Genomic DNA, 24,863 nt, shown 5'->3' with positions numbered 1-24,863 from the left:
GTCTTTTCAATTTATAATTATCAATTTACAATTAATAATTATTTTGTTGTCTCGGACAGACTCGAACTGTCGACCCCTACATTATCAGTGTAGTACTCTAACCAGCTGAGCTACGAGACACTCTTTTTTCTTTTATTTAAAGATTAAATGATTTAAAGATTGAACCATTCTTGCGAATTTTTTAATCTTTAAAATTTTAAAATTTTAAATCTTTCAATTATTTTTTTAAATTAACAGCAAGAGTAATATAACCTTAAATCTGTAACCAATAGTCTCTTCGTCTTCTTTCTTTAGCGTGTCTTTCAACTAACACTAAAGCTCTAGAAAGGAGGTGTTCCAGCCGCACCTTCCGGTACGGCTACCTTGTTACGACTTAGCCCTAGTTACCAGTTTTACCCTAGGCAGCTCCTTGCGGTCACCGACTTCAGGCACCCCCAGCTTCCATGGCTTGACGGGCGGTGTGTACAAGGCCCGGGAACGTATTCACCGGATCATGGCTGATATCCGATTACTAGCGATTCCAGCTTCACGGAGTCGAGTTGCAGACTCCGATCCGAACTGTGACCGGTTTTGTAGATTCGCTCCTGGTCACCCAGTGGCTGCTCTCTGTACCGGCCATTGTAGCACGTGTGTAGCCCAAGGCGTAAGGGCCGTGATGATTTGACGTCATCCCCACCTTCCTCACAGTTTGCACTGGCAGTCTCGTTAGAGTTCCCGACATGACTCGCTGGCAACTAACAACAGGGGTTGCGCTCGTTATAGGACTTAACCTGACACCTCACGGCACGAGCTGACGACAACCATGCAGCACCTTGTAAATTGTCTTGCGAAAAAACTGTTTCCAGTCCGGTCAATCTACATTTAAGCCTTGGTAAGGTTCCTCGCGTATCATCGAATTAAACCACATGCTCCACCGCTTGTGCGGGCCCCCGTCAATTCCTTTGAGTTTCATTCTTGCGAACGTACTCCCCAGGTGGGATACTTATCACTTTCGCTTAGCCACTGAGATCGCTCCCAACAGCTAGTATCCATCGTTTACGGCGTGGACTACCAGGGTATCTAATCCTGTTCGCTACCCACGCTTTCGTCCATCAGCGTCAATCCATTAGTAGTAACCTGCCTTCGCAATTGGTATTCCATGTAATCTCTAAGCATTTCACCGCTACACTACATATTCTAGTTACTTCCTAATAATTCAAGTCTAGCAGTATCAATGGCCGTTCCACCGTTGAGCGATGGGCTTTCACCACTGACTTACTAAACCGCCTACGGACCCTTTAAACCCAATGATTCCGGATAACGCTTGGATCCTCCGTATTACCGCGGCTGCTGGCACGGAGTTAGCCGATCCTTATTCTCACAGTACCGTCAAGACATTACACGTAATGTTGTTTCTTCCTGTGCAAAAGCAGTTTACAATCCATAGGACCGTCATCCTGCACGCGGCATGGCTGGATCAGGCTTGCGCCCATTGTCCAATATTCCTCACTGCTGCCTCCCGTAGGAGTCTGGTCCGTGTCTCAGTACCAGTGTGGGGGATCTCCCTCTCAGGACCCCTACCCATCGTAGCCATGGTAAGCCGTTACCTTACCATCTAGCTAATGGGACGCATGCTCATCTTTCACCGTTGTGACTTTAATAGTGGTTTCATGCGAAACTGCTATACTATGAGGTATTAATCCAAATTTCTCTGGGCTATCCCTCTGTGAAAGGTAGATTGCATACGCGTTACGCACCCGTGCGCCGGTCTCTTGGTCCGAAAACCAATACCCCTCGACTTGCATGTGTTAAGCCTGCCGCTAGCGTTCATCCTGAGCCAGGATCAAACTCTTCATCGTATATTGTATGCTTAATTGCTTAAGCTATTATTATGCGACTCCAATTCTAGTGGTCTATTCTCAAATCTTTCGATTCTATTACTCTTATTCTTTTGTTTTAACATCTCTGTTAAAACGGCTGTCAATTCAATATGTCTAGGAACGTATTCTTATCGTTTAATCCACTTTTCGTTGTCTCTCAAAGCGGGTGCAAAACTAACAATTCTTTTTGTAACTGGCAAGAACTTTTTGAAGTTTTTTTGAAAAATATTTTTCTCAGTTTCTTCTCTTTTCTTATCAGCCTCTCAAGGAACGTTGCGCGTTTAGCGGGGTGCAAAAGTAACATACTCTTTTAATTCCCACAAGCTTTTTTTAATCTTTTTTGAAAATAAATCTTCTTTGTGATTTTTATTACTTGTCAGTGTTTTAAAGAACTTAGTCGCTGTTGCGGGTGCAAAAGTAGACCCTTTACCCCTTTAAACAATGACTTTTTTGAGGTTTTTTTGATTTATTTTTTAATCTATTGGTATATTGAGCTTTATACAACCCCTTTTTTATCAAATCCATCGTTCTTACTGAAAATTTTAGGCCCTTTTTACGGTTTTATTACTTTTTGTGCCTTTTCAGAAGGGATTCATACCAGATGTATTGCCCTTTTTACCGCTTGTTAGTACTACTCTTTGTTCCTGGTTGTATTCGCCTGGGTTTTACTAATAGACTTTTATCACTCTTTGGGACGCGGATTTAACCGATTCGCTAATGCGAAGGCACGGAGGATCGCGGATTTTTATTCCCTTCCTTAATATAAGGTGGTCTTTGTACCTCTCTATAGCTGTGTCCTATTAAAAAATACAGTTCTCGCAAAGGCGCGAAGGCACAAAGAAAAAAGTTCTAAACTTGTCACCTTGGCATCTTGGCGAGAAAAACAAAGCTTAACTTAATCTAATTCGGCGCGGTGGGACGCGGATTTGACGGATTCGCTAATGCGAAGGCGCGGAGGAGCGCGGATTTTTATTCCCTCCTTTATATAGTGGGGCTTTTATAGCTGTATCTTATTATAAAATATAGATCTCGCAAAGGCGCGAAGGCGCAAAGAAAACTGTTCTAAACTTGGCGCCTTGGCGTCTTGGCTAGAAAAACAAAGCTTAACTCAATATATCTAGGTGCGGTGGGACGCGGATTTTATTGATTCACTAATGCGAAGGCACGGAGGAGCGCGGATTTTTATTCCCTTCCTTAATATAAGGTGGTTTTCCTAGCTCTGTATTGCTGTGTCCTATTGATAAATACAGTTCTCGCAAAGGCGCGAAGGCGCAAAGAAAACAGTTCTAAACTTGGCGCCTTGGCGTCTTGGTGAGAAAAAACAAAGCTTAACTCAATCTAATTCGGTGCGGTGGGTAGCGGATTTTATTGATTCGCTAATGCGAAGGCGCGGATGAGCGCGGATTTTTATTCCCTTCTTTATATAGTGGGGCTTTATAGCTGTATCTTATTATAAAATATAGGTCTCGCAAAGGCGCGAAGGCGCAAAGAAAACTGTTCTAAACTTGGCGCCTTGGCGTCTTAGCGAGAAAAATAAAGCTTAACTAAATCTAATTCGGCGCGGCGGGATGCGGATTTGACGGATTCGCTAATGCGAAGGCGCGGATTTTCTTTGTTTCTTCTTTACCTACATATAAGGTGTTGTTTTTTTTACATGAATACGATCTCATGAAAACGGATGTCCTAGCCCTGATAGTAGTGGAAATCCTTATGAGCCGGTGTTCGGCTTATAAGATTGAAGCGGATAGCAGGTTTAAGCTCCCTATTTTTTGAATTATAATATTAATTGGATTTTATTCTTATATACAGAACAAACCTTATATATCTATTGTATGTGTTTTGTTAATGCTTTATATTTGCATTCTTAAAATATAAAAAACAATGATTAAGATTACTTTGCCCGACGGGTCAGTTAGAGAGTTTGCTCTTGGAGTAACTCCGATGGATGTTGCGAAAAGCATCAGTGAAGGATTTGCCAGAAATGTGATTTCGGCTTCTTTTAATGGTACAACTATTGAAACATCAACACCACTGACGACCGACGGCAGTCTTACATTATACACTTGGAATGATGCTGATGGCAAGAAAGCTTTTTGGCATTCGACTTCGCATGTTATGGCGCAAGTACTTGAGGAGATGTATCCAGGAATACAATTGACTCTTGGACCTGCAATTTCGAACGGATTTTATTATGATGTGGATTTTGGAGATCAAAAGATCTCTGATGCTGATTTTAAGAAAATTGAAGACCGCGTTCTTGAAATTTCAAGAGGAAAACACGAATTTAAATTACGTCCTGTTTCTAAAGCAGAAGCATTAGAAATATACAAAGACAATATTTACAAAACAGAATTAATCTCTAATCTAGAAGACGGAACAATCACTTTTTGTGATCATTCTACTTTTACCGATTTATGCCGTGGAGGACACATCCCGAACACGGGAATTATCAAAGCGATGAAAGTAATGAGTGTTGCCGGCGCTTATTGGAGAGGTGATGAAAAAAACAAGCAGTTGACACGTGTTTACGGTACTTCTTTTCCTAAACAAAAAGATTTAACTGAATACTTAGAATTACTGGAAGAAGCGAAACGACGTGATCACAGAAAACTAGGAAAGGAATTAGAATTGTTTGCTTTTTCACAAAAAGTGGGAGCAGGTTTACCATTATGGTTGCCAAAAGGAGCTGCTTTGAGAGATCGATTGGAGCAGTTTTTGAAAAAAGCACAGAAAAAAGGGGGTTACGAACAAGTGGTTACTCCACATATTGGCCAAAAAGAACTGTATGTTACTTCTGGTCACTATGCGAAATATGGAGCAGACAGTTTTCAGCCTATAAGTACTCCTGCCGAAGGGGAAGAATTTCTATTGAAACCGATGAATTGTCCTCATCACTGTGAAATCTACAATGTAAGACCTTGGTCCTACAAAGATTTACCAAAGCGATATGCTGAATTTGGCACCGTTTACAGATACGAACAAAGCGGTGAATTACATGGATTAACTCGTGTACGTGGGTTTACTCAGGATGATGCTCATATTTTTTGTACTCCGGAACAATTGGACGAAGAGTTTAAAAAAGTAATTGACTTGGTGCTTTATGTATTTGGTTCATTAGGTTTTGAAGACTTTACTGCCCAAATTTCTTTAAGAGACAAAGAAAACAGAGATAAATACATTGGTTCTGATGAAAACTGGGAAAAAGCAGAAAATGCAATTATAAATGCGGCTGCCGACAAAGGATTGAATACCGTTGTCGAATACGGAGAAGCTGCTTTCTACGGTCCTAAATTGGATTTCATGGTAAAGGACGCATTAGGCAGACAATGGCAACTAGGAACGATACAGGTGGATTACAATTTACCAGAGCGTTTTGAACTAACTTATAAAGGATCTGACAATGAATTACATAGACCTGTGATGATTCACAGAGCTCCATTTGGATCAATGGAACGATTCATTGCCATTTTATTGGAACACACAGCAGGAAATTTCCCGCTTTGGCTAATGCCTGAGCAGGCAATTATACTGTCTTTGAGCGAGAAATATGAAAATTATGCTAAAAAAGTTTTAAATCTGCTAGAAAATCACGAAATTCGCGCCCTAATTGACAACAGAAGCGAGACGATAGGGAAGAAAATTAGAGATGCAGAAATGCAGAAGATCCCATTCATGCTGATCGTAGGTGAGGAAGAAGAGAAAAATGGTACCATTTCTATCCGTCGTCATGGTCAAGAAGGAAAAGGCAATATCAGCGTTACAATAGAGGAATTTGCTTCAATTGTTGACGAGGAAATCAAAAAAACATTAAAAGTATTTACAGTTTAACTTAAATTATAAAGTCATAGCAATAAGAAGCAACAGAGGTTATCAACCTCGCGTAGAAAAAAAGGATGCACACAGAATAAATAATCTTATTCGTGGTGTACAAGAAGTAAGACTTGTGGGTGAAAACATAGAGCCTGGAGTTTTTAAACTTGCAGAAGCTTTAAGATTAGCTGACCAATTTGAATTGGATTTAGTTGAGATTTCACCAAACGCAGAGCCGCCAGTTTGTAAAATCATGGATTACAAGAAATTTGTTTACGAACAAAAGAAACGTGATAAGGTACTGAAAGCCAAATCTACTCAAGTGGTAGTAAAAGAAATACGTTTTGGTCCTCAAACTGATGAGCATGATTACGAATTTAAGAGAAAGAATGCTGAAAAATTCCTAAAAGAAGGAGCTAAATTAAAAGCTTTTGTATTCTTTAAGGGGCGTTCTATTATCTATAAAGATCAAGGGCAAATCTTATTATTAAGATTGGCAACTGACCTAGAAGAATTTGGTAAAGTAGAAGCTATGCCCGTTCTTGAAGGAAAGAGAATGATTATGTTTATTGCTCCTAAGAAAAAGAAGTAATCAGTTTGAAGTGTTGCAGTTTTCAGTTACTCACTGTGACATACAAACTGAATAAAAAATAAGTAAGTAAGAATAAATTAAAACACTAGGAAAAAATGCCTAAAATGAAAACCAAATCTAGCGCCAAGAAACGTTTTAAAGTTACTGGTTCTGGAAAGATTAAGAGAAAGCATGCTTTTAAAAGTCACATCTTGACTAAAAAATCTAAAAAACGTAAATTAGCTTTGACTCACTCAGCGCTAGTTCACTCAACAGATATGAAAAGCATCAAACAACAATTAAGAATTATATAATTAGTATTAAGATTTGAGAATTAAACAATTAAGACTTGAATCCTAAAAAATTAAATTCTTTGGGTTAAAAACAATTTCAATAACCTTGGAGTATGGCCATTAAGTTCCTTTGATTCAATTCAGGACGCCTGCTACAAAAAAACAATAAAATTATGCCAAGATCGGTAAATTCAGTTGCAAAAAGAGCAAGAAGAAAAAAAATAATGAAGCAAGCCAAAGGTTTCTTTGGTAGACGTAAAAACGTTTGGACAGTTGCTAAGAATGCGGTAGAGAAAGCAATGTGCTACGCTTACCGTGACAGAAAAGTGAATAAAAGAAATTTCCGTGCATTATGGATTCAACGTATCAACGCTGGAGCTAGATTGGAAGGAATGTCTTATTCTCAATTCATGGGTAAAGTAAAAGCTAACGGAATCGAATTGAACCGTAAAGTTCTTGCAGATTTAGCAATGAATCACCCAGAAGCTTTCAAAGCAGTACTTAATAAAGTAAAATAAACGTTTTATAAACTCAATTTAGGATTACTTACTTAAAAAAAACCCATTCGTTCAAGCGAATGGGTTTTTTGATTTTCTAAAGAAAAGCTACAACAATAAAATAGGTGCAATAACACCAAAACTCAGCAAGCCAGTAGTGTAATCTTTTGACCCAAAAGCAGTTTCTGCATATCTAGTGTAATTATAATTTCTAGCTATAAATCCTATATAGAATTTCATATTAAAACGCTTAAAAGGCAAATATTCAACTGTTGGTATTATTCCAAAACTAGTAGCTAGCCTAGATTCTCCATTAGGGTCAGGATTATCTTTCCAATAAAAACTAGTTGTCATTAGGGTTAATAATAAATTAACTTTAGGCTTAATTAAGTAACCAGCCCTAATCCAATGTCCTAAATAAACAGCATTTTCTGCAGCATATTGGTATTTACTATTTATGATATTAGAAACAATTTTTCTTCTATCTAAGCCTTCTTGCGAGTATTGAAAGTCATAATATAGAATGAATTTTTTTGTTTTGAATTTATTCCCAAATGCGAAATAATTCATACTAACACCTTTTGCTTCATGAAAATAGGAGTAACTATAAGTTGTTTCAATTTTTTTATTAAAAAAACTACCTCTCCAGTTTGATACAAATGCCAAAGGATATTCTGAAGCTTCTATGCTTGGGGGAGCTGTTAATCCATACTGTTCCTCATAAGTATTGGTTCTCGAATTTAATATTTGAAAAGAAACCGAATTCAATTGATCTTTGAAAGAATGAGATATTTCGGCTCCAACCAAAAAATTATCCGAATTTCCTACAATATCATTATAAGCTAAAATATTAATAGGATTCATATCAAACTCCCAACCACCAAAATCGGCTACTAACTTTCCTATAGCCAAATTGGTTCTTTTGGTTAAATCGATTGTTATAAAAGCTAAATCAATCGATCGATCTACATTATCAAGATTTCCAATTTCTGGTGATCGTGTATATCGATCCCGAAATCGAAAACGAACTTTATTATGAATTCTACCTTTAATTTCAAATCGAAATTGATCGACATTAAATTTTGATACAGTATGATTATCATCTAAAAAAGTACTTCCAAAAGCGAAACGACTATTAAAAATAAAATTAACATCCTTTAATAAAGACAACTTTGAAACAGGAAAAAAAGATTGAATCGAATCAATTATAAACTGTTCCCCTTCATTTGATTGCTTTTCCATTTGCCACATTTGTTCTACTTGACCTAATGCAAGAGTAGGAAGAAAAACCAATAGGATATAAATGCAATATTTTTTCATCTTTCATTTTTTTAAAAGCTAATTAAAGATAGAAATCTATATAAAAAATAGTCAAAAAACCACAAGCTCACTATTGCAACTTTATAAATTTACAAATTATAAAACCAATAATGGCGCAACAAATCCAATGCCAAATAGTCCCGTTATATAGTCCTTTACGCCAAAAGTCCTTTCGGCATAACCTGTGTAATCATATTTTCTAGCAGTATATGCCAAATAAAATCTAATATTCATATCTTTGAAAGGCATATATTGAATTGTAGATATAAGCCCATAACTAGTAGATAATTTTGAGCTACCATTTGAATCTGGATTCCCTTTCCAAGAATGATTGCTATTCATTACAGTCATTAACAAATTAATTTTTGGAGTAATAAGATATTCTGCCATAACCCAATTTTCTACATATAAAACATCTTGTGCTGCATATTGATATTGACTATTAATTATATCGGATACAATTCCTTTACGATCAAGATCCTCATCGCTATATTGAAAATCATAATACAGCACAAAATTCTTAGCATTAAACTTATTTCCTATTGCAAAATAATTCATATTAGCTCCTTTTGCTTCATTAAAAAAACTGTAGCTATATGTGGTTTCTAATTTACCTTTAAAAAAGCTACCTCGCCAATTTGTTACTAAAGCTAAAGGATACTCAGATGCAGAGATGCTAGGTGGTGAAGAACTCCCATATTGTTCCTCATACGTTTTGGTTCTAGAATTTAATACCTGAAATGATAATGAATTTTTCTTATCAGCAAATGTATGAGAGATCCCTACTCCTACTAAAAAATTATCTGCATATTCTATCACATCATTATAGGTTAGGATATCAATAGGATTAAAATCAAATTCATACCCACCCCAATCTGCACAGACTTTACCAATAGACAAATTAGTAGTTGGAGATAGATCTAATCTAATAAAAGCCATATCTACAGATCTACTTATATTATCCAAATTACCTGGAATTGGCTCTCTTGTATATCTATTACGGAATCTAAAATAAACTTTATCATGAATCTTTCCTTTTATTTCAAAACGAAGTTGATTTACATTAAATGCAGATAAAGTATGATTACCCTCTAAAAAATTACTATTGTAAGCCATTCGAGAATTAAAAATCACATCAACGTCTCTTAATAATGACTGTTTATTTATGGGGATCAAAGATTTTAATGAATCTGGAAAAACAAAAACTCCTTCATTAGTTTGCTTTTCGTCTTGACTAAAAGCTAAAAATGGTAAATAACCAATTAAACAACAAATAAAATATTTTTTCATAATTAATCCAATTAAGGTTTTACATTATCAAAGAACCAATTAAAAAACCTGTTGTAATAGCTACTCCAATAGCAATAATACCTGGCAAATTGAAACTATGATTTATTACGTACTTTCCAATTTTAGTACTTCCGGTTCGGTCAAAGTTTATTGCGGCCAATAATGTTGGATAACCTGGTAAAACAAAATCGCTATTTACTGCTGGGAAAATAGCAATTAAAGCTGTTGGAGGCAAGCCCAATGCAATACCCAATGGCATCATTGTTTTAGTTGTTGCGGCCTGACTAAACATCAATACCCCCATTACAAAGACTGCGATTGCAAATGTCCAGGGGTGAGTTGAAACAATTCCTTTCAAAGCATCTTGAATGATATTATTATTAGTGTGCATAAAAGTGGAGCTCATCCAAACTACACCAAATACGGAAACCACAGCAGAAGCCATAGAGGTAAACAAGCTGGCTTTGGTAACTTCAGCTGTACTCGTTTTAGTAATTAGCATCATTGCCGCAGAGGCCGTAAGTGTTATTACACTTATTATTGTTACCATGGATAAAGAACCGTTAGCGGCAACAGCTAGCGATTTGGCACCAGGCTCAAAACTAGGAACTATACTTGGAAAAGCTCCAGCAATAACAATTAAAATAATTGCAAAAGAAAAAATTAAAACTGAAGTTTTGGCACCTGCTTTTAAAGGAATATTATTTCTAACAGTATCTGATTCCATACTTTTTGCAAAATTAGGATCTTTCATTTTTTCAATAAAAACAGGATCATCATTTAGTTCCAATCCTTTTTTAAAAACAGAAAGACAACCAATAAGCAAACCGATAATACAAGAAGGAATACAAATCATCATAATATCAATTAATGCACCTGAGTACCCCAAAATCACTACTAATGCAGCAGTAGCTGCACTCATTGGACTACCTGTTAAAGCGAGATGAGATGCAATAACAGAAACACTTAAAGGACGTTCTGGGCGAATTCTTTTCTTTGCAGAAACCTCAGCAATAATAGGCAATAAAGAATAAACAATATGTGCCGTACCCGCAAATAAACATAAAAAGTACACCGTAAATGGCGCAATAAATGTGATATTTGATGGATTACTTCTAATGATTTTTTCGGCTAGACTTACCAAATAATCTAATCCACCAGACGCTTGTAAGGTTGCAGCGGTCGTTACTATTGCCATAATAATTAACATGACATCTAGAGGTGGATCAGTAGGTTTCATTTTGAATACAAATAGAAAAATAAACAAACCTACCATCCCCATTACCCCCAAACCTATACCTTTCATTTGAGATCCAATAAGAATCATTCCAATAAGAATAGCAAATTCAAACCAAATCATAACAGGATTATTTAGATTAAAAAAGGAAATCTATTTAAAATTAATATTCAAAGAAATTTTGTTGAATTTTGATTTTGTCTGATGTTTCAGTTAACGATAACATCAATAAGATTCTAGCTTTTTGTGCACTCAAATCATCTGCAACAACAAATCCGAGGCCTGCATCATCTACTTCATTTTCCAAGGTAGTTCTTCCTGATCCTGTTCTATTGGATCGACAAACCAAAATTCCTTTTTTAGAAGCTTCCGCTAAAGCTTTTCCAACAGGTTCATTAAAATTCCCATTTCCCATACCATCATATACAAGACCTTTTATAGGTGAGTTTGACAAACATGTTACAGTAAGAGGACTTGCATCTGCATAACCATAAACGATCTCTACTTGAGGTAATGTTGTCAATTTTGAGACATCAAACTTTTTTGAAGAATTTCTTAAGGATTGATAGTAGTAACTTACTTTACCATCATAAATTAATCCTATAGGACCAAAATTACGAGATAGAAAAGTTTCTAGATTCGTAGAACTAGATTTTGTAACATCTCTAGGATCAAATATTTTTTCATTCATAGCAACAATAACTCCTTTACCTTGACTTCTAGGACTTGCAGCAACCATTACAGCATCCAATAAATTTCTATTTCCATCTTGGCTCATTGCTGTTGAAGGACGCATAGACCCAACAATGACTACGGGCTTATCATACATTACTGTTAATTTTAAAAAATAAGCAGTTTCTTCTTGAGTATCTGTACCATGAGTCAAAACAATAGCATCTGCTAAATTTTCTTTGAATATTTGATTAATTCTATTGGACAACTTTAACCAAGTAACTACATTCATATCTTGGCTTCCAATTGAAGCAACTTGCTCTCCAGTAATTTTCCCATAATTATGTATTTGAGGAACTGCATTTAGTAAATCGTCAATTGGCACTTTACCTGCTGTATAAGCTGATTTTGTGGATGATTCTCCTGACCCTGCAATGGTTCCTCCTGTTGCCAAAATCATAATTCTTGGAGAAGTTTTCGTGATTTTGTCTTGTGCTTGTATTTGTAATACAGCAAAAGAAACTAAAAATAATAAAACAATTTTTTTCATAACATATTTATTTGATTAATATACAATTGAACACAATTAATTCTTAAACTACTATTTAAGAAGTAATTAACCTAGGATTGATTAAATTTTCAATAGAATAAATTTCATTCCATTTTTCTTGAGTTATTAGTTTTCGCTCTAAAACCGCAATTTGATGTACACTTTTACCTGTTTTCAGAGCTTCACCTGCGATGCTGGCACTTTCTTCGTATCCTAAAATTGGGTTTAATTGCGTTACAATTCCAATACTATTCATCACTAAATTATAACAATGTTGCTCATTTGCAGTAATTCCATTTATACATTTATCAATTAAAGTCTGAATGGCTTTTGTCAAATAATCCAGTGAAGTAAACATAGCGAAAGCAATAACAGGTTCCATAACATTAAGTTGTAATTGACCCGCTTCAGCCGCCATAGTGACAGTTAAATCTTGTCCAATAACATAAAAACAGGTTTGATTGACCACCTCAGGAATTACAGGGTTGACTTTACCTGGCATAATTGAAGAACCTGGTTGACGCGCTGGCAAGTTGATTTCATTGAATCCTGTACGTGGTCCTGAACTTAATAGCCTCAAATCGTTACAAATTTTTGAAACTTTTACTGCTGTTCTTTTCATAGTTCCCATAATTTGAACATACGCTCCCGTATCTACAGTGGCTTCAATAAGATCTGGAGATAATGTCAAAGGAATACCTACTTCTTTGGCTAAATAATTCACACAAATTTCTGGATATTTCTCAGGTGCATTTACTCTAGTGCCAATAGCTGTAGCTCCCATATTAATTTCTAATACCAAATTTTGTGCATCTCGCAATCGTTTGATATCTTCTCCAATAGTTGTAGCATAGGAATGAAATTCTTGTCCTAAAGTCATTGGAACTGCATCTTGCAATTGAGTTCGTCCCATTTTTAAAACCTTATTAAATTCATTTCCTTTAGCTGCAAAAGCAACTTCTAGATTCTCTAAACTACTAATAAAAGAATCCATTTTTAGATATAGTGCAATTCTAAAAGCTGAAGGATAGGCATCATTAGTAGATTGAGAACAGTTTACATGATTGTTTGGATGCAAAAATTTATATTCTCCTTTTTTGTGACCTAAATATTCCAATCCAATATTAGCAATTACTTCATTAGCATTCATATTTACGGAAGTACCAGCACCACCTTGGATTAAATCACTAACAAATTCTTGGTCAAATTTACCAGCAATGACCTGATCACTACCATAACATATTGCTTCGGCAATTTTAGCATCAATAGCCCCGCAATCCTTATTGGCTAGAGCTGCTGCTTTTTTTACATACCCCAAAGCTTTTATAAATAATGGTTCTTTTGAGATTGGAATCCCCGTGATATTAAAATTCTCTACTGCTCTAAAGGTTTGTATACCGTAATACAGATGATTAGGTATCTCTAATTCACCTAGAAAATCATGTTCTTTTCTTGTTGTTTCCATAATACTTTCTTTATGAAATTTGATTAATTTTAGATAAATATAACAATAAAAAAATTACAAGCAAAACATAACTAATTAATTAACAATTGTTTAATTCTAAATAAATTTAACTGTTAAAATTTAAATTATAGCACAAATTTAATTTTTGAATACTTCGATTTTAATATTAAAAAAAAAGACAAATAAAATTATACCTATTTGATAGAAAACAGGTATATTATTTATAAAACGAGACATCTCAATATATTCACCAGGGAGTTTATTTATAGCTTTTGCGGCTGTACCAATAAGTATAGATTCAGAGAATGCGCCAGCAAAAAGCCCAGCAGTAGTGCCTGTATCATAATTCAAAACTTTTGATCTTCCAAAAGACATGCACAAACAAGAAAAACAAATAACTAAAGTAAGAATTGATTGAGGAAAAGCATTTTTCTTTAGCCTTTGAAAAGATTTTGGCCCTACTTCAAACACAATAGCAAAAAGGAAAAGATCAAAAAAAATGACTTTTAGAATCGAAGGAACTGTGATATCCAATTGACCTATTCCCCCCCTACTAATAATGTTCCAAGGACAACACCAATTTTGAAAGTATTAATCTTGATGTGTCCAAATATAAATCCCAATGCTAAAGTTAAAAAAACCACCAATTCAGGATATTCTTGTAAAATATGAGCTAATTTTTCCATTACTAAGTAATAAATTAATAACAAATTTCAACAAACATATACTATCTAAAAAAGGGGGCTCTATTTTAAATTAACATTAAAGTTACTGTTTAAACAAATAGGACTATCTAAAAACGTTGTTTTTTTTTAATAATTCAAATTGAATAGAAAAACACTATAACACTCCTTTATGTGATTTTAAACAATGAGTACTGGTTATTTATATCTTGGAACATACATTTTACTATTTATAAAATCACTAATACTTGAAGGAGTTTCGACTCCAGCCAAACCAGATTTAAAAATTTCTTCAGCTACTTTTTCGGCAACTTTAACAGATACTTTCAAAATATCTGCCACATTTGGATAAATTAATCCTTTTTCAAAATCAGCAAAAGTCACTTGTTCCGCCACAGCTTCTGCGGCAGTTAACAATAAATCGTCTGTAACTCTTTTGAGTTCTGTGGCAAAAATTGCAAGGCCCAAAGCTGGAAAAATAAAGACATTATTTCCTTGTCCGGGTGTAAAAATTTTATCTTTATACTTTACTGGAGCAAATGGGCTACCGCTAGCAAAAATCGCTTTTCCTTTGCTCCAAAAATAAGCTTCTTCAGCAGTACATTCAGAATGAGAAGTTGGATTTGAATATGGAAAAATTATTGGTCTCTCATTTACTAAACACATATTTTCTATAACCTGTTGATTAAAAGCTCCGCCAACAGTACTAACCCCTACAATTGCTGTGGGACGAACTTTTAAAATTGCTTCAGCAAAATCACTACAAGCATCTGCACTATGAGCAAACTGAAGTTGATGTTCAGCTAAATCTGTACGGCTTTTCACCAATAAACCATTAACATCAAACATCCAAATTTGACTTAAAGCCTCGTCTCTAGTCAAACCATCCCTTTGAAACTTTTTGACCAACATATCTGCTATACCAAAAGCAGCAGCTCCTGCTCCCAAAAATAAAAAGCGTTGTTCTTTAAACGTTTTATCCATTAACCTACTTATAGAAATAAATCCAGCAGTCGCTATAGCAGCCGTTCCTTGTATATCATCATTAAAAGTACAAACTTTTTCTTTATAGGTATTTAGAATACGAATGGCATCAACACCTGGAAAATCCTCCCATTGAATGCACACTTTTGGAAAAACTTCATTCATAGCTTGAACAAATTCAGCCACAAAATCATCAAACTCTTTCCCTCTAATTCTTTTACATTTTAGTCCAGGGTACAATGGGTCATTAAGAAATTCTACATTATTAGTCCCTACATCCAATACAATAGGTAATGTACATTCTGGAGGAACTCCTCCACAACTGGTGTATAATATTAGTTTTCCAATTGGAATACCTAAACCAAAAATACCTAAATCACCTAGTCCTAGAATACGACCACCATCTGTTACGACGGTAAATCGGACATCTTTTTCGGGCCAATTTTTAAGTATTTCTTTAATGTGGTTTTTTTGCGTAATCGAAATATATAAGCCTCTGGGTCTTCGAGCTACTTGTCCAAATTTTTGACAAGCTTCTCCAACTGTTGGTGTATATACTAAAGGAAGAAATTTTGCAGGTTCACTTGTTACTGTTTTAAAAAACAAAGTTTCATTGTTTTCTAATAATTGCATCAGAAAAACGTATTTGTTTATCGGTTTTTCAAAGTTTTCAAGCTGTTCTTGTACCCGCATTATTTGCGTGTCAATGGTCTCAACTGCTTCTGGCAGCAATCCTTGCAAACCATATCGCTCTCTTTCTTCTAGTGTAAAAGCAGTTCCTTTATTAAATCTTGGATTGCGCAATAACGAATAGCCTGTAATGTCTTCCATTGTATGTTGTTTTATAAATTGTTCCTTAATTAATTCAACTTAAAATCTTTAAACCTTAACTAACAAAAGCTTTTAAAATCCCCACAATAAAAAAAGTACTAAAAAATAATTTCTAAAATTTTATTTTAGTATAAAAATACAACATCCGCAATACAAATTAGCTACAGTAACAACTTCATTATTCGTCGCCCGAATGATGCTCTGGAGTTTTTGGAGCACTATGTTTTATTACGGAATTCAGATAAAAAAACAAACGCAACGTATGATTCATATCGTACTGATAACCGGAATATTTTTGTTGATACACATTCATGTATCCAAAGTCATAACTTAATTTTGAATTGATATTTTGTCTAATTCCGATAAACAAACGGTTTTGATCAAACGTATTATAAACTACTTCTTTCCCAAAATGTATTAATATTTCATCTGACAAAACCAAAGAAGGCAATTTTTTATTGCTAAAAACTGGAATAGTAAAACTTGCCAAATACCGAACCCTATCCGTAAAGCGATTCTTCCCGGTTGGTTCATCATTTACTAATTTTTCTTGCCAACGTTGTTCGTTTCTCAGTCTTTGGAGTATACTTACCTTTCCAACTTTTGTAATCAATTGTGCTTGCTGATAGATTCTATTTTCGTCAGCATATGTGGACCAACCGTCTTTTGTAGGAGCTAACCACATATGTGCATAACCTGTGACTAAAGTTACTGAAGAATTGGGAAAATATGCTACCCCACCTCTTAAAAAATAAAAATTATTACTATCAAAAAGTTCATTTTCACGAATATGGGCATCTGCAACTACTCCCCAATGTTCACTCAATTTTGTAACGGTGTTTATGGAAACCCAGGTTTGTATTTGTTCGTTTATAACTTTTTTTGGAGTTGTTTGACTAAACATCAAAACGGGTAATACTAAAGCTAAAATTTTAAGTGCATTTTTCAAAATAGAGACGTTTTAAATTTAAAGATAAATTTGTATTAAAATTGGTTAAATTATTTTTTTAATCCAAATAATAATCGGCTAATAATCTATAAAAATAGCATTCCTTTTACTTTATAAATATGATTTTTATCAGCAAATGAATTCATTTAAAAAATTCATTTAAATTTAAAAAAACGGCAGAAACAATAGGCTACAAAAACATTTATCATCTGATAAAACAATCTTTTACTGCTGCTTTAAAGCATCCTTTTCAATAGACTTCCTCAAACTCTCACTCTCTTTTTAACTGAAAATCAGTTTTATAATTATTTCACCAGTATTAGAAAGAGATACATCCAAGAAAATCAAACACAAACTGTGCAATTGTGTAGGACTTGGATTCATCAAAATACTAGTAACATCTTCAATTTTGTTCTTTTCATATTGAGTTCTAATAGCCCTCTTCTATTCATCGAAAGTAATTTTACTCCTATCATTTACTGGAATTATTTAATATTAAACGGAAACCATGGGAATTACCGGAATTTCATTGAAATCATTAAGCTGAAACGACATTCCTTTGCTTCAGAATTAGTTCTTTTTCTATTTTGCGATAAGAACAAATATACAAAACTAGCTCTAAATAAAGCACTACTAAACAGTGTATTACGTTTATTCGGGAAGTATAAATAATACTAAACTGTTTTAGCACACTTCACTTCCCACAAGCAAAAAAACAAACTTTTTTAATGGCTCTCCTATTCAGGCAACGATTCGACTTTTAAATCGAACAGCCCAACCTATACCAAATTTTTAAATCCAATAAAATGAAAAGAATATTTATAGTATCGTGTTTTATAATTGTAAGTGTAAAGGAGCAATCTTGCATCAATGACGATGTGGAGAGAACTCCAAAAACTCAAAAGCAACAAGTTAGTGCTGATGTACTAATAGATTAATATAGTAGTCAAACGCTTACTTCACCTCCTAAATCATAAGGTTTAAAATATTAATTCAGATATTCTACTATCTTAATTAATTTGAGTATTTTCGGGAAATGATAGCAAAAAAGTTATATTTCCCGAATTTTTATTTATTCCTAATATTGCTATTTGCAATAAGTTCTTGTTCCAAAAAACAATCCATTCCTAAAGAAAAGAAAATAAATGCGACATATCAAATCTACATTGATTATGCCGAAAAATATTTTGCAAATTCACAATACAACAGCGCTTTTTTTTATTATAATAAATCAAAATTAACTTGTAATCCATCTGATGATAAAGCAAAAATTATTTATTCATTACTAAAGATGGCTACAATAGAACAAATACAGGGTGATTATGCCAGTAGCGAAACCACTGCAACCGAAGTAATTCCTTTTTTCGACAAAACGACAGACGGTCAATACAAAGTTGCTATTTATAATATTTTAGGCAATAACTATAAAAATCTTTTTGATTATAATAATGCTATTTATTATTACAATCTAGCTCTTAATTTATCCAAAGATGAATTACCAAAAGCAATCCTTAAAAACAATATTGCCGTTGTTTATATGGAAAAGCTAAATTATCAACTTGCCATACCTATTCTTACTCCTTTACTATCCAAAAAAGAAGTCATAGACAATGATGAAAATCATGCTCGCATTCTTGACAATTTAGGCTTTTCGTATTTCAAAACTGGAAACTACCAAAAAGGCTTAGATTATATCAATCAAGCTTTAAAAATTAGAGAACAAATAAAAGATGATTTTGCAATAACAACATCCTATTACCACTTATCTGAGTTTTACAACAAGACCAATCCCGTTTTATCCTATCATTATGCTCAATTATCCTATGCTAAGGCTACCAAAGTAAATAATGTAAATGACCGCTTGGAATCTCTAGAGTTATTAATTCAAAATAGCCCTGGAAATCAATCCAAAAAATTCACAACAAACTACCTCCGAATCAATGACAGCCTTAATCAAGCCAGACAAAAAGCAAAAAATCAATTTGCAAAAATAAAGTACGATTCCACCAAAGAAAAAAACGAAAACCTAGTACTAAAAGCCCAGAAAGCAGAAAATGCTTTGGAACTGGAACAACAGAAAAACAGAAATTATATCGCTTATTTTTTCATATTTATGGGGATTTTATCTTCTATTTTTTTATACTATTATTTAAAAAATAAAAGCAAAAAAGAACAACAAGAAGCTGTTTATAAAAGTGAAACTCGAATATCCAAAAAACTGCATGACGAATTAGCCAACGATGTCTACCAAACAATGGCTTTTGCAGAAACCCAAGATTTACAAAATCCGATAAAAAAAGAAACGCTACTAGGCAATCTTGATAAAATATACGCTCTAACCCGAAACATTTCAAGAGAAAACAGTAAAATAGAAACGGGTTCCAAGTTTGAAGAAGAACTAAAACAAATGATATCAGGTTATAGCAACAATCAAGTCCAGATAATTATAAAAGATAACGGCGATATCAATTGGCTAAAAATTCAGCCCGAAACAAAAATTGCCCTGCACAGAGTATTGCAGGAATTAATGGTAAACATGAGAAAACACAGTCAGTGTTCTTTTGCTGTTATCCGTTTTGAATCGAATGAAAAATCCATTGAAATCAGTTATTCAGACAATGGAATTGGAATAAAAGATTCTTTAATTTTAAAAAATGGACTCTCCAATGTGGAAAACCGTATTCATACCATCAATGGAACTATTACTTTTGACTCCGAAACTGCCAAAGGTTTTAAAGCTAAAATAACAATAACCAAATAATTACTGATTATGTTCAAAAAAGTTTTGATAGTAGATGACATCGATTTTAATGATATTGCAACAGTAAAAGTGCTTGAAGAACTTGAAGTTCCAGAAATTGCATTTGCCAAATACTGCGATGATGCTTTATTAAAAATCAAAAAAGCGTACAAAGACAATGAACCTTTTGAGTTGTTGATTTCTGATTTATCATTTAAAGTTGATTACAGAGCAAACACGCTCAACTCTGGCGAAGAATTAATAGCAGCAGTAAAACAATTATTTCCCGAAATAAAAATCATTGCCTTTTCTATCGAAGACAAATCATATCGTATAAAATCGTTATTTGACAAATACAACATCAACGGTTTTGTCATGAAAGGTCGTAACACTATCCCTGAGCTTAAAAAAGCGATTGAAGTTGTTTATGAAGGCAAACAAAAATACTTGTCACCGGAACTAAACTATATACTTCAGGACAAAACCGTCAATGAAATAGACAATTATGACATCCAACTGATTAAATATCTTTCTATAGGTGTGACTCAAGAAAATATGGAAGCCTCTTTTAAAGAAGCTGGAATTTCTCCAAACAGTAAAAGCACGATCGAAAAACGCCTCAATAAACTCAAAATATACTTCAAAGCAAACAATCCCACTCATCTTGTGGCTATTGCAAAAGACTTGGGACTGGTTTAGAAACGTTTCCTTTCAAAGCGTGAATTCTGTTTTAAAAAATCAATTCCTTTTACGGTTTTCCGTAAAAAAGATTTTACTAAAGATTTTATGTTTGCAACTATATTTCAAATCAAATGCAAACAAAAAATTCTGTTAAACCTACCGTTTCAAAATATAATATCAAAAAGAAAAATAACTTAGGAATTGTAACTCCCAAAGTGAATTCATTTTTAAAACATTTATCCAAAAATATTTATTATTTAAACAGCATCATTCTATCCATCGGATTTATGACAAGTGTCTTCATTTTGGGAATAGCCAATTATTTTGATTCTGTCAATTGGAGAGTTTCGTGTGTTCCTTTAATATTCGCTTTTTTACTGACTTTCCTTCTGAGTGTTTTAAAATATAGATTCAAAAAAATTTAAACCTTAATTCCGCATTTGAAATCTAGTGTCTCTTGATTATTCAATAAAACCAAGCACTTAATCCTATTTTTAAAATTGAAAAACACAACTATTCTTTCTTTACTATAGTTGATTAACACTTGATTCTATTGAATAATCCATCTTCACAACAAAGTTTCCTGCGAAGACTAAGTCAAAACAAGCGCAAGATAAAGTCCTGAAACTTTGTATGAGGGAAGACTACTATTTCTTTTTACAATCTTTATATTTGGAGATTAATCCCAATCAATGAACAAAATATTCTGTCTTCTCTTTTTACTTTTTTGCACTTCCTTTTATTCCCAAACCAAACTTCTTTCCTGGAATCTGGAAAACTTTGGCAAATCAAAATCAAATCATGAGATTGTATTTATTGCCAATATTATAAAAGACTACGACATTGTCACCATACAAGAAGTGGTCGCAGGAGAGGGTGGCGCACAAGGAGTGGCAAGACTTGCCGATGAACTCAATCGAAAAGGCAATAAATGGGATTATCGAATAAGCGAACCCACATCAAGCAGTGCTTACAAGACCGAACGTTATGCTTTTCTTTGGAAAACCAGCAATTTAAAACTGAAAGGAAAACCGTGGTTGGAAAGCAACTACCATCTTGAAATAGATCGCGAACCTTATTTTGCCACTTTTGAAATAAAAGGAAAACCCATAACGATTGCTACTTTTCATGCCATAACCAAAAGCAAACAACCCGAAACTGAGATAAAATATTTCAAGTTCTTGCCACAAGAATATCCAACTTTGAACCTGATATTTGTCGGAGATTTTAATTGTCCGCAATCGCATTCGGTTTTTACTCCTTTGAAGAAAATGGGGTATGCTCCTATTTTAGAAAATCAAAAAACATCTTTAAAGACAAAATGCAAAGGCATAAATTGTTTGGCTTCGGAATTTGACAATATGTTTTATAAAACCAATTCCATAAACTACATAATATCTGGTGTGATTTTGTTTTATGAAAAATTTATTTCCTTAAAAGAAGCTCGAAAAATATCGGATCATCTTCCTATTTGGTTTGAATTTTCATTGAATTAAAAAGCCAACCGCAGATTCAGAGATCAGTTATAAAGTTTTGATTTTTAATTTGTAAATCTGCGTTAAAAAATTTAGAATCTGAAATGCAATTAGAAGATTTGAATTTATATTCTATGTTTTCTGTTTTTTCTTTCTAGCCGCGGGAAACAGAACATTATTCAAAATCAATCGATAACCGGGAGAATTGGGATGCAAATCCAAGACAGTTGCGGGATCGCCAACTTGGTGTTGAAAATCTTCGGGATCATGACCTCCATAAAAGGTGAACATTCCTTTCCCTTTTTCACCATGAATGTAGCGTGCTTCACCGTTGATTTCACAAGCCCCCATAATCAACACATTTGACTTTACTAATTCCGAGTCAAAAGCAGTGGTTTGTCCCATAAATCCTTTGACCAACTGAGTATGATTTTGACATAACATACTTGGAATAAAATCCCATTTGGCCGAAAATTCCATCAAGGTGAAATAATCTTTATCCATTGGTATTTTTCTTTTTAATGTCATATCAATATCCGAAAATTCATATTGTTCCGGTCTTCGCTCCAAAGTAAAATTCTTGAAAGCAAAAGTGCTATTAAAATTCAACTTGGATTGATAATTAGCTTCGCTAGGATCTCCATCAAACATAGATTCGCATATATCAACTCCATCTGCCGCCAAAGCAATATCAAAACTATCTGTGGCAGAACACATGGCAAATAAGAATCCGCCTCCTATTACAAAATCACGTATTTTTTTAGCTACAGCCCCTTTCTCCTGTGATACTTTCTCGTAGCCCAATTTTTTGGCTAATTCTTCGGCTTCTCTTTTTTGATCTATGTACCAAGGCACATTTTTATAAGCTCCATAAAATTTACCATATTGTCCTGTATAATCTTCATGATGCAAGTGCAACCAATCATACAACAGCAATTGATCACTCAAAACCTCTTCGTCATATATAGGTGTAAAAGGGATTTCAGCATAAGTCAAAACCAAGGTTACAGCATCATCCCAAGGTTGTTTGCCTTTGGGAGTATAAACGGCAACTTTGGGGGCTTTCTCTAGAATTACGGTTTCCATATTTTGAGATGGACTTGAAATTTCATTTAGAATAGCCGTTTCTTCAGCATCCGAAAGTACTTCAAAACTCACTCCACGGATTTGGCATTCTTTTCGAATATCCTCAGTATCTGGCAACAAAAAAGAACCCCCACGGTAATTGAGTAACCAGCTGGCTTTGTAATTTTTGGCCAAACACCAATAGGTAATTCCGTACGCTTTTAGATGATTTTGCTGAGTGGTTTCATCCATTGGCAACAAAATAAAGGAAGCCTTAGACGAAAAAGATAGTAGAAAAACAACTAAAAAAAGTAGACTTTTACGTTTCATTTTGAGACTATTTTAAAGCAAAGATAATAGGAAGAATCTCTTTTCTCTTTTATAATCTTGCAAAGTACTCTTTTTTTATAAAATTCTTTTAAATATCTAAAGATACTATTGCGTTTTGAATGGCATAAACTACAAGTCCAGCAATATTCTTTGATTCGGTTTTTAGCAACAAATTATTTCGATGACCTTCAACAGTTCTTGGGCTAATAAATAATTTCTCTCCAATTTCAACAGTACTTTTTTGTTTACAAATGAGTTGCAAAACTTCTAATTCTCTTGAAGTTATAAAACCAGCATCTAAACTACTTTTTGATTTTTTATTTGTAATTAAATCATTTTGAATACTATTCATAACACTATCGGAGTAATAAAAACCTTTGGTTGCCACTTCATTAATAGTTTCAAATAACTCTTGGGGAGTTGCATTTTTAACCAAATAAGAAACGGCACCAACATCTATCATGTTCGCAATAAATGATTTAGAATCATAACTTGTCAAAGCAATTATTTTTATATCCGAAAAGTCTCTGTGAATAATCTTTGTAGCCTCAATACCGTTTAACAAAGGCATTTTCAAATCCATGATTATAATATCAGGCTTTGGATTATTCCCTTTTAGAAAGTCTATCAATTCAACTCCATCAGAAGCTTCAAAAATAACATCAATATTTTCTTCTCTATCCAATAAAAAAGAAATGCCTTTTCGAAATAAAATTTCATCATCGGCCAAAACTATTTTAATTTTATTCATCATACTCTAGAAATTAAAAACGACCAAAATTCCATTATCCTTTTTCGATTCAATTGATAGCTTTCCATCCAAAACAGCTATTCTACTGGCAATATTTTTCATCCCAATTCCTTCACTATTATTTAGTTGATCTAAATTGAAACCCTTACCATTATCGGTATATCTACAGGTTTGTTTTCCATTCACTTCATCAAATAATATGGAAATTGTAGAAGCGCATCCATGCTGAATTGAATTTGATATTAACTCCTGCAAAATTCTAAAAACATGAATATGATTTCTATTTTCATTAAAATCAAATTTAAGGTTATTTACATATTCTATTTTAACTATCGACTCAGCATTCCATTCAGAACACAATTCCTCAATACCAGCATGAAGACCAAATTTTTCTAAAACAGGAGGAAGCAAGCTATGTGATATTTTCTTTGAACTGTTTAATACTTTTGAGGTATATTCAATTATATTTTTGGTAATTTCTTCAATATCCTTTTGTGGTAGGTTTGGAATTTTTAGCAAATGGCAATTTAGGGAAATGACATTTAATTTTGAACAAATATCATCATGCATTTCTTGGGCTATACGCTTTCTATCTGATTCAAGTGTTTGAATTACAGCAGACAACTGACTATTTTTCAGAAAAATATCTAAATTATCTAATTCTAATTTCATTTCCATATTTATTTTATTACAAGTATGACTAAAATAATTTCATAAACCTATTATTGAAACAATAAATAAAGTTAGCTCCTGTATATTTATGAATTAAAATTCTCCTGTTTAATCCAAATATATGCATTTTATCGGATT

General features: G+C 33.7%; 21 protein-coding genes, 1 tRNA gene and 1 rRNA gene. 9 read left to right on the top strand and 14 right to left on the bottom strand.

Annotation, left to right across the window (positions count from 1 at the left end; genetic code table 11):
- Window positions 1–46 precede the first annotated feature (46 nt).
- Both OYT91_RS00935 and OYT91_RS00930 read right to left on the bottom strand, forming a co-directional pair.
- Window positions 47–120 (bottom strand) — tRNA-Ile (locus OYT91_RS00935).
- A gap of 204 nt (window positions 121–324) precedes the next feature.
- A 16S ribosomal RNA gene (locus OYT91_RS00930) occupies window positions 325–1,838 on the bottom strand.
- A 1,902-nt stretch (window positions 1,839–3,740) separates the two neighbouring features.
- On the opposite strand from OYT91_RS00930, the gene thrS reads away from it, so the two are divergent.
- The 4 genes from thrS to rplT all read left to right on the top strand — a co-directional run bounded on the left by thrS (window position 3,741) and on the right by rplT (window position 7,051).
- Window positions 3,741–5,687, top strand: a complete 1,947-nt coding sequence (thrS, locus tag OYT91_RS00925; RefSeq protein ID WP_281239131.1) for a threonine--tRNA ligase — start codon at window positions 3,741–3,743, stop codon at window positions 5,685–5,687.
- 16 nt (window positions 5,688–5,703) lie between these two features.
- Entirely contained in the window at window positions 5,704–6,261 is a 558-nt protein-coding gene (gene infC, locus OYT91_RS00920; RefSeq protein ID WP_370514380.1) for a translation initiation factor IF-3, read from the top strand.
- Between the two features lie 95 nt (window positions 6,262–6,356).
- Window positions 6,357–6,554, top strand: a complete 198-nt coding sequence (rpmI, locus tag OYT91_RS00915; RefSeq protein ID WP_007810722.1) for a 50S ribosomal protein L35 — start codon at window positions 6,357–6,359, stop codon at window positions 6,552–6,554.
- A gap of 152 nt (window positions 6,555–6,706) precedes the next feature.
- Window positions 6,707–7,051: a 50S ribosomal protein L20 gene (rplT, locus tag OYT91_RS00910; protein ID WP_035633036.1), complete on the top strand. Its 345-nt coding sequence runs from the start codon at window positions 6,707–6,709 to the stop codon at window positions 7,049–7,051.
- Between the two features lie 87 nt (window positions 7,052–7,138).
- Here rplT and OYT91_RS00905 read toward each other — a convergent pair whose 3' ends face one another.
- The 9 genes from OYT91_RS00905 to OYT91_RS00865 form a co-directional block, all read right to left on the bottom strand.
- Entirely contained in the window at window positions 7,139–8,350 is a 1,212-nt protein-coding gene (locus tag OYT91_RS00905) for a porin (protein WP_281239130.1), read from the bottom strand.
- 96 nt (window positions 8,351–8,446) lie between these two features.
- Window positions 8,447–9,640, bottom strand: a complete 1,194-nt coding sequence (locus OYT91_RS00900) for a porin (RefSeq protein WP_281239129.1) — start codon at window positions 9,638–9,640, stop codon at window positions 8,447–8,449.
- A 19-nt stretch (window positions 9,641–9,659) separates the two neighbouring features.
- Entirely contained in the window at window positions 9,660–11,000 is a 1,341-nt protein-coding gene (locus OYT91_RS00895; RefSeq protein WP_281239128.1) for an anaerobic C4-dicarboxylate transporter family protein, read from the bottom strand.
- A 40-nt stretch (window positions 11,001–11,040) separates the two neighbouring features.
- Window positions 11,041–12,099: a type II asparaginase gene (locus OYT91_RS00890; RefSeq protein ID WP_281239127.1), complete on the bottom strand. Its 1,059-nt coding sequence runs from the start codon at window positions 12,097–12,099 to the stop codon at window positions 11,041–11,043.
- Between the two features lie 55 nt (window positions 12,100–12,154).
- Window positions 12,155–13,564: an aspartate ammonia-lyase gene (gene aspA / locus OYT91_RS00885; protein WP_281239126.1), complete on the bottom strand. Its 1,410-nt coding sequence runs from the start codon at window positions 13,562–13,564 to the stop codon at window positions 12,155–12,157.
- Between the two features lie 138 nt (window positions 13,565–13,702).
- Window positions 13,703–14,098 (bottom strand): aspartate-alanine antiporter-like transporter, encoded by a 396-nt coding sequence (locus OYT91_RS00880; protein WP_281239125.1) that lies wholly within the window; start codon window positions 14,096–14,098, stop codon window positions 13,703–13,705.
- 5 nt (window positions 14,099–14,103) lie between these two features.
- Complete coding sequence (locus OYT91_RS00875) at window positions 14,104–14,250, bottom strand: hypothetical protein (protein WP_281239124.1); 147 nt, start codon at window positions 14,248–14,250, stop codon at window positions 14,104–14,106.
- A 195-nt stretch (window positions 14,251–14,445) separates the two neighbouring features.
- Entirely contained in the window at window positions 14,446–16,062 is a 1,617-nt protein-coding gene (locus OYT91_RS00870) for an NAD-dependent malic enzyme (protein ID WP_269223497.1), read from the bottom strand.
- Between the two features lie 178 nt (window positions 16,063–16,240).
- Window positions 16,241–17,011, bottom strand: coding sequence for a DUF2490 domain-containing protein (locus OYT91_RS00865; protein ID WP_281239123.1), 771 nt, complete (start codon window positions 17,009–17,011; stop codon window positions 16,241–16,243).
- 806 nt (window positions 17,012–17,817) lie between these two features.
- On the opposite strand from OYT91_RS00865, the gene OYT91_RS00860 reads away from it, so the two are divergent.
- The 5 genes from OYT91_RS00860 to OYT91_RS00840 all read left to right on the top strand — a co-directional run bounded on the left by OYT91_RS00860 (window position 17,818) and on the right by OYT91_RS00840 (window position 21,928).
- The gene (locus tag OYT91_RS00860; protein WP_281239122.1) at window positions 17,818–17,949 is read left to right on the top strand and encodes a hypothetical protein; all 132 of its coding nucleotides are present in this window, start codon (window positions 17,818–17,820) and stop codon (window positions 17,947–17,949) included.
- A gap of 146 nt (window positions 17,950–18,095) precedes the next feature.
- On the top strand, window positions 18,096–19,772 hold the full coding sequence (locus tag OYT91_RS00855) for a tetratricopeptide repeat-containing sensor histidine kinase (RefSeq protein WP_281239121.1): 1,677 nt from the start codon (window positions 18,096–18,098) through the stop codon (window positions 19,770–19,772).
- A gap of 9 nt (window positions 19,773–19,781) precedes the next feature.
- Entirely contained in the window at window positions 19,782–20,450 is a 669-nt protein-coding gene (locus tag OYT91_RS00850; RefSeq protein ID WP_281239120.1) for a response regulator transcription factor, read from the top strand.
- Between the two features lie 113 nt (window positions 20,451–20,563).
- Window positions 20,564–20,857 (top strand): hypothetical protein, encoded by a 294-nt coding sequence (locus OYT91_RS00845; RefSeq protein WP_269223502.1) that lies wholly within the window; start codon window positions 20,564–20,566, stop codon window positions 20,855–20,857.
- 267 nt (window positions 20,858–21,124) lie between these two features.
- A complete protein-coding gene (locus OYT91_RS00840) occupies window positions 21,125–21,928 on the top strand; it encodes an endonuclease/exonuclease/phosphatase family protein (RefSeq protein ID WP_281239119.1) in 804 nt (267 codons plus the stop codon).
- Window positions 21,929–22,039: 111 nt separating this feature from the next.
- Here OYT91_RS00840 and OYT91_RS00835 read toward each other — a convergent pair whose 3' ends face one another.
- The 3 genes from OYT91_RS00835 to OYT91_RS00825 form a co-directional block, all read right to left on the bottom strand.
- Window positions 22,040–23,302, bottom strand: a complete 1,263-nt coding sequence (locus tag OYT91_RS00835) for an asparagine synthetase B (protein WP_281239118.1) — start codon at window positions 23,300–23,302, stop codon at window positions 22,040–22,042.
- 88 nt (window positions 23,303–23,390) lie between these two features.
- Entirely contained in the window at window positions 23,391–24,056 is a 666-nt protein-coding gene (locus OYT91_RS00830) for a response regulator transcription factor (protein WP_269223505.1), read from the bottom strand.
- Between the two features lie 3 nt (window positions 24,057–24,059).
- Window positions 24,060–24,725, bottom strand: coding sequence for a sensor histidine kinase (locus OYT91_RS00825; RefSeq protein ID WP_281239117.1), 666 nt, complete (start codon window positions 24,723–24,725; stop codon window positions 24,060–24,062).
- Window positions 24,726–24,863 lie beyond the last annotated feature (138 nt).

Source organism: Flavobacterium praedii (assembly GCF_026810365.1).
GTDB classification, from domain to species: domain Bacteria; phylum Bacteroidota; class Bacteroidia; order Flavobacteriales; family Flavobacteriaceae; genus Flavobacterium; species Flavobacterium praedii.
This window is presented reverse-complemented; position numbering and strand designations above follow the sequence as displayed.

What these genes read in the sequence shown, in the direction of transcription:
- thrS (WP_281239131.1), top strand. Translation starts at nt 3,741, where the DNA reads ATGATTAAGATTACTTTGCCCGACGGGTCAGTTAGAGAGTTTGCTCTT.
- rpmI (WP_007810722.1), top strand. Translation starts at nt 6,357, where the DNA reads ATGCCTAAAATGAAAACCAAATCTAGCGCCAAGAAACGTTTTAAAGTT.
- rplT (WP_035633036.1), top strand. Translation starts at nt 6,707, where the DNA reads ATGCCAAGATCGGTAAATTCAGTTGCAAAAAGAGCAAGAAGAAAAAAA.
- OYT91_RS00905 (WP_281239130.1), bottom strand. Translation starts at nt 8,350, where the DNA reads ATGAAAAAATATTGCATTTATATCCTATTGGTTTTTCTTCCTACTCTT.
- OYT91_RS00900 (WP_281239129.1), bottom strand. Translation starts at nt 9,640, where the DNA reads ATGAAAAAATATTTTATTTGTTGTTTAATTGGTTATTTACCATTTTTA.
- OYT91_RS00895 (WP_281239128.1), bottom strand. Translation starts at nt 11,000, where the DNA reads ATGATTTGGTTTGAATTTGCTATTCTTATTGGAATGATTCTTATTGGA.
- OYT91_RS00890 (WP_281239127.1), bottom strand. Translation starts at nt 12,099, where the DNA reads ATGAAAAAAATTGTTTTATTATTTTTAGTTTCTTTTGCTGTATTACAA.
- aspA (WP_281239126.1), bottom strand. Translation starts at nt 13,564, where the DNA reads ATGGAAACAACAAGAAAAGAACATGATTTTCTAGGTGAATTAGAGATA.
- OYT91_RS00875 (WP_281239124.1), bottom strand. Translation starts at nt 14,250, where the DNA reads ATGGAAAAATTAGCTCATATTTTACAAGAATATCCTGAATTGGTGGTT.
- OYT91_RS00870 (WP_269223497.1), bottom strand. Translation starts at nt 16,062, where the DNA reads ATGGAAGACATTACAGGCTATTCGTTATTGCGCAATCCAAGATTTAAT.
- OYT91_RS00860 (WP_281239122.1), top strand. Translation starts at nt 17,818, where the DNA reads ATGAAAAGAATATTTATAGTATCGTGTTTTATAATTGTAAGTGTAAAG.
- OYT91_RS00850 (WP_281239120.1), top strand. Translation starts at nt 19,782, where the DNA reads ATGTTCAAAAAAGTTTTGATAGTAGATGACATCGATTTTAATGATATT.
- OYT91_RS00845 (WP_269223502.1), top strand. Translation starts at nt 20,564, where the DNA reads ATGCAAACAAAAAATTCTGTTAAACCTACCGTTTCAAAATATAATATC.
- OYT91_RS00840 (WP_281239119.1), top strand. Translation starts at nt 21,125, where the DNA reads ATGAACAAAATATTCTGTCTTCTCTTTTTACTTTTTTGCACTTCCTTT.
- OYT91_RS00835 (WP_281239118.1), bottom strand. Translation starts at nt 23,302, where the DNA reads ATGAAACGTAAAAGTCTACTTTTTTTAGTTGTTTTTCTACTATCTTTT.
- OYT91_RS00830 (WP_269223505.1), bottom strand. Translation starts at nt 24,056, where the DNA reads ATGATGAATAAAATTAAAATAGTTTTGGCCGATGATGAAATTTTATTT.
- OYT91_RS00825 (WP_281239117.1), bottom strand. Translation starts at nt 24,725, where the DNA reads ATGAAATTAGAATTAGATAATTTAGATATTTTTCTGAAAAATAGTCAG.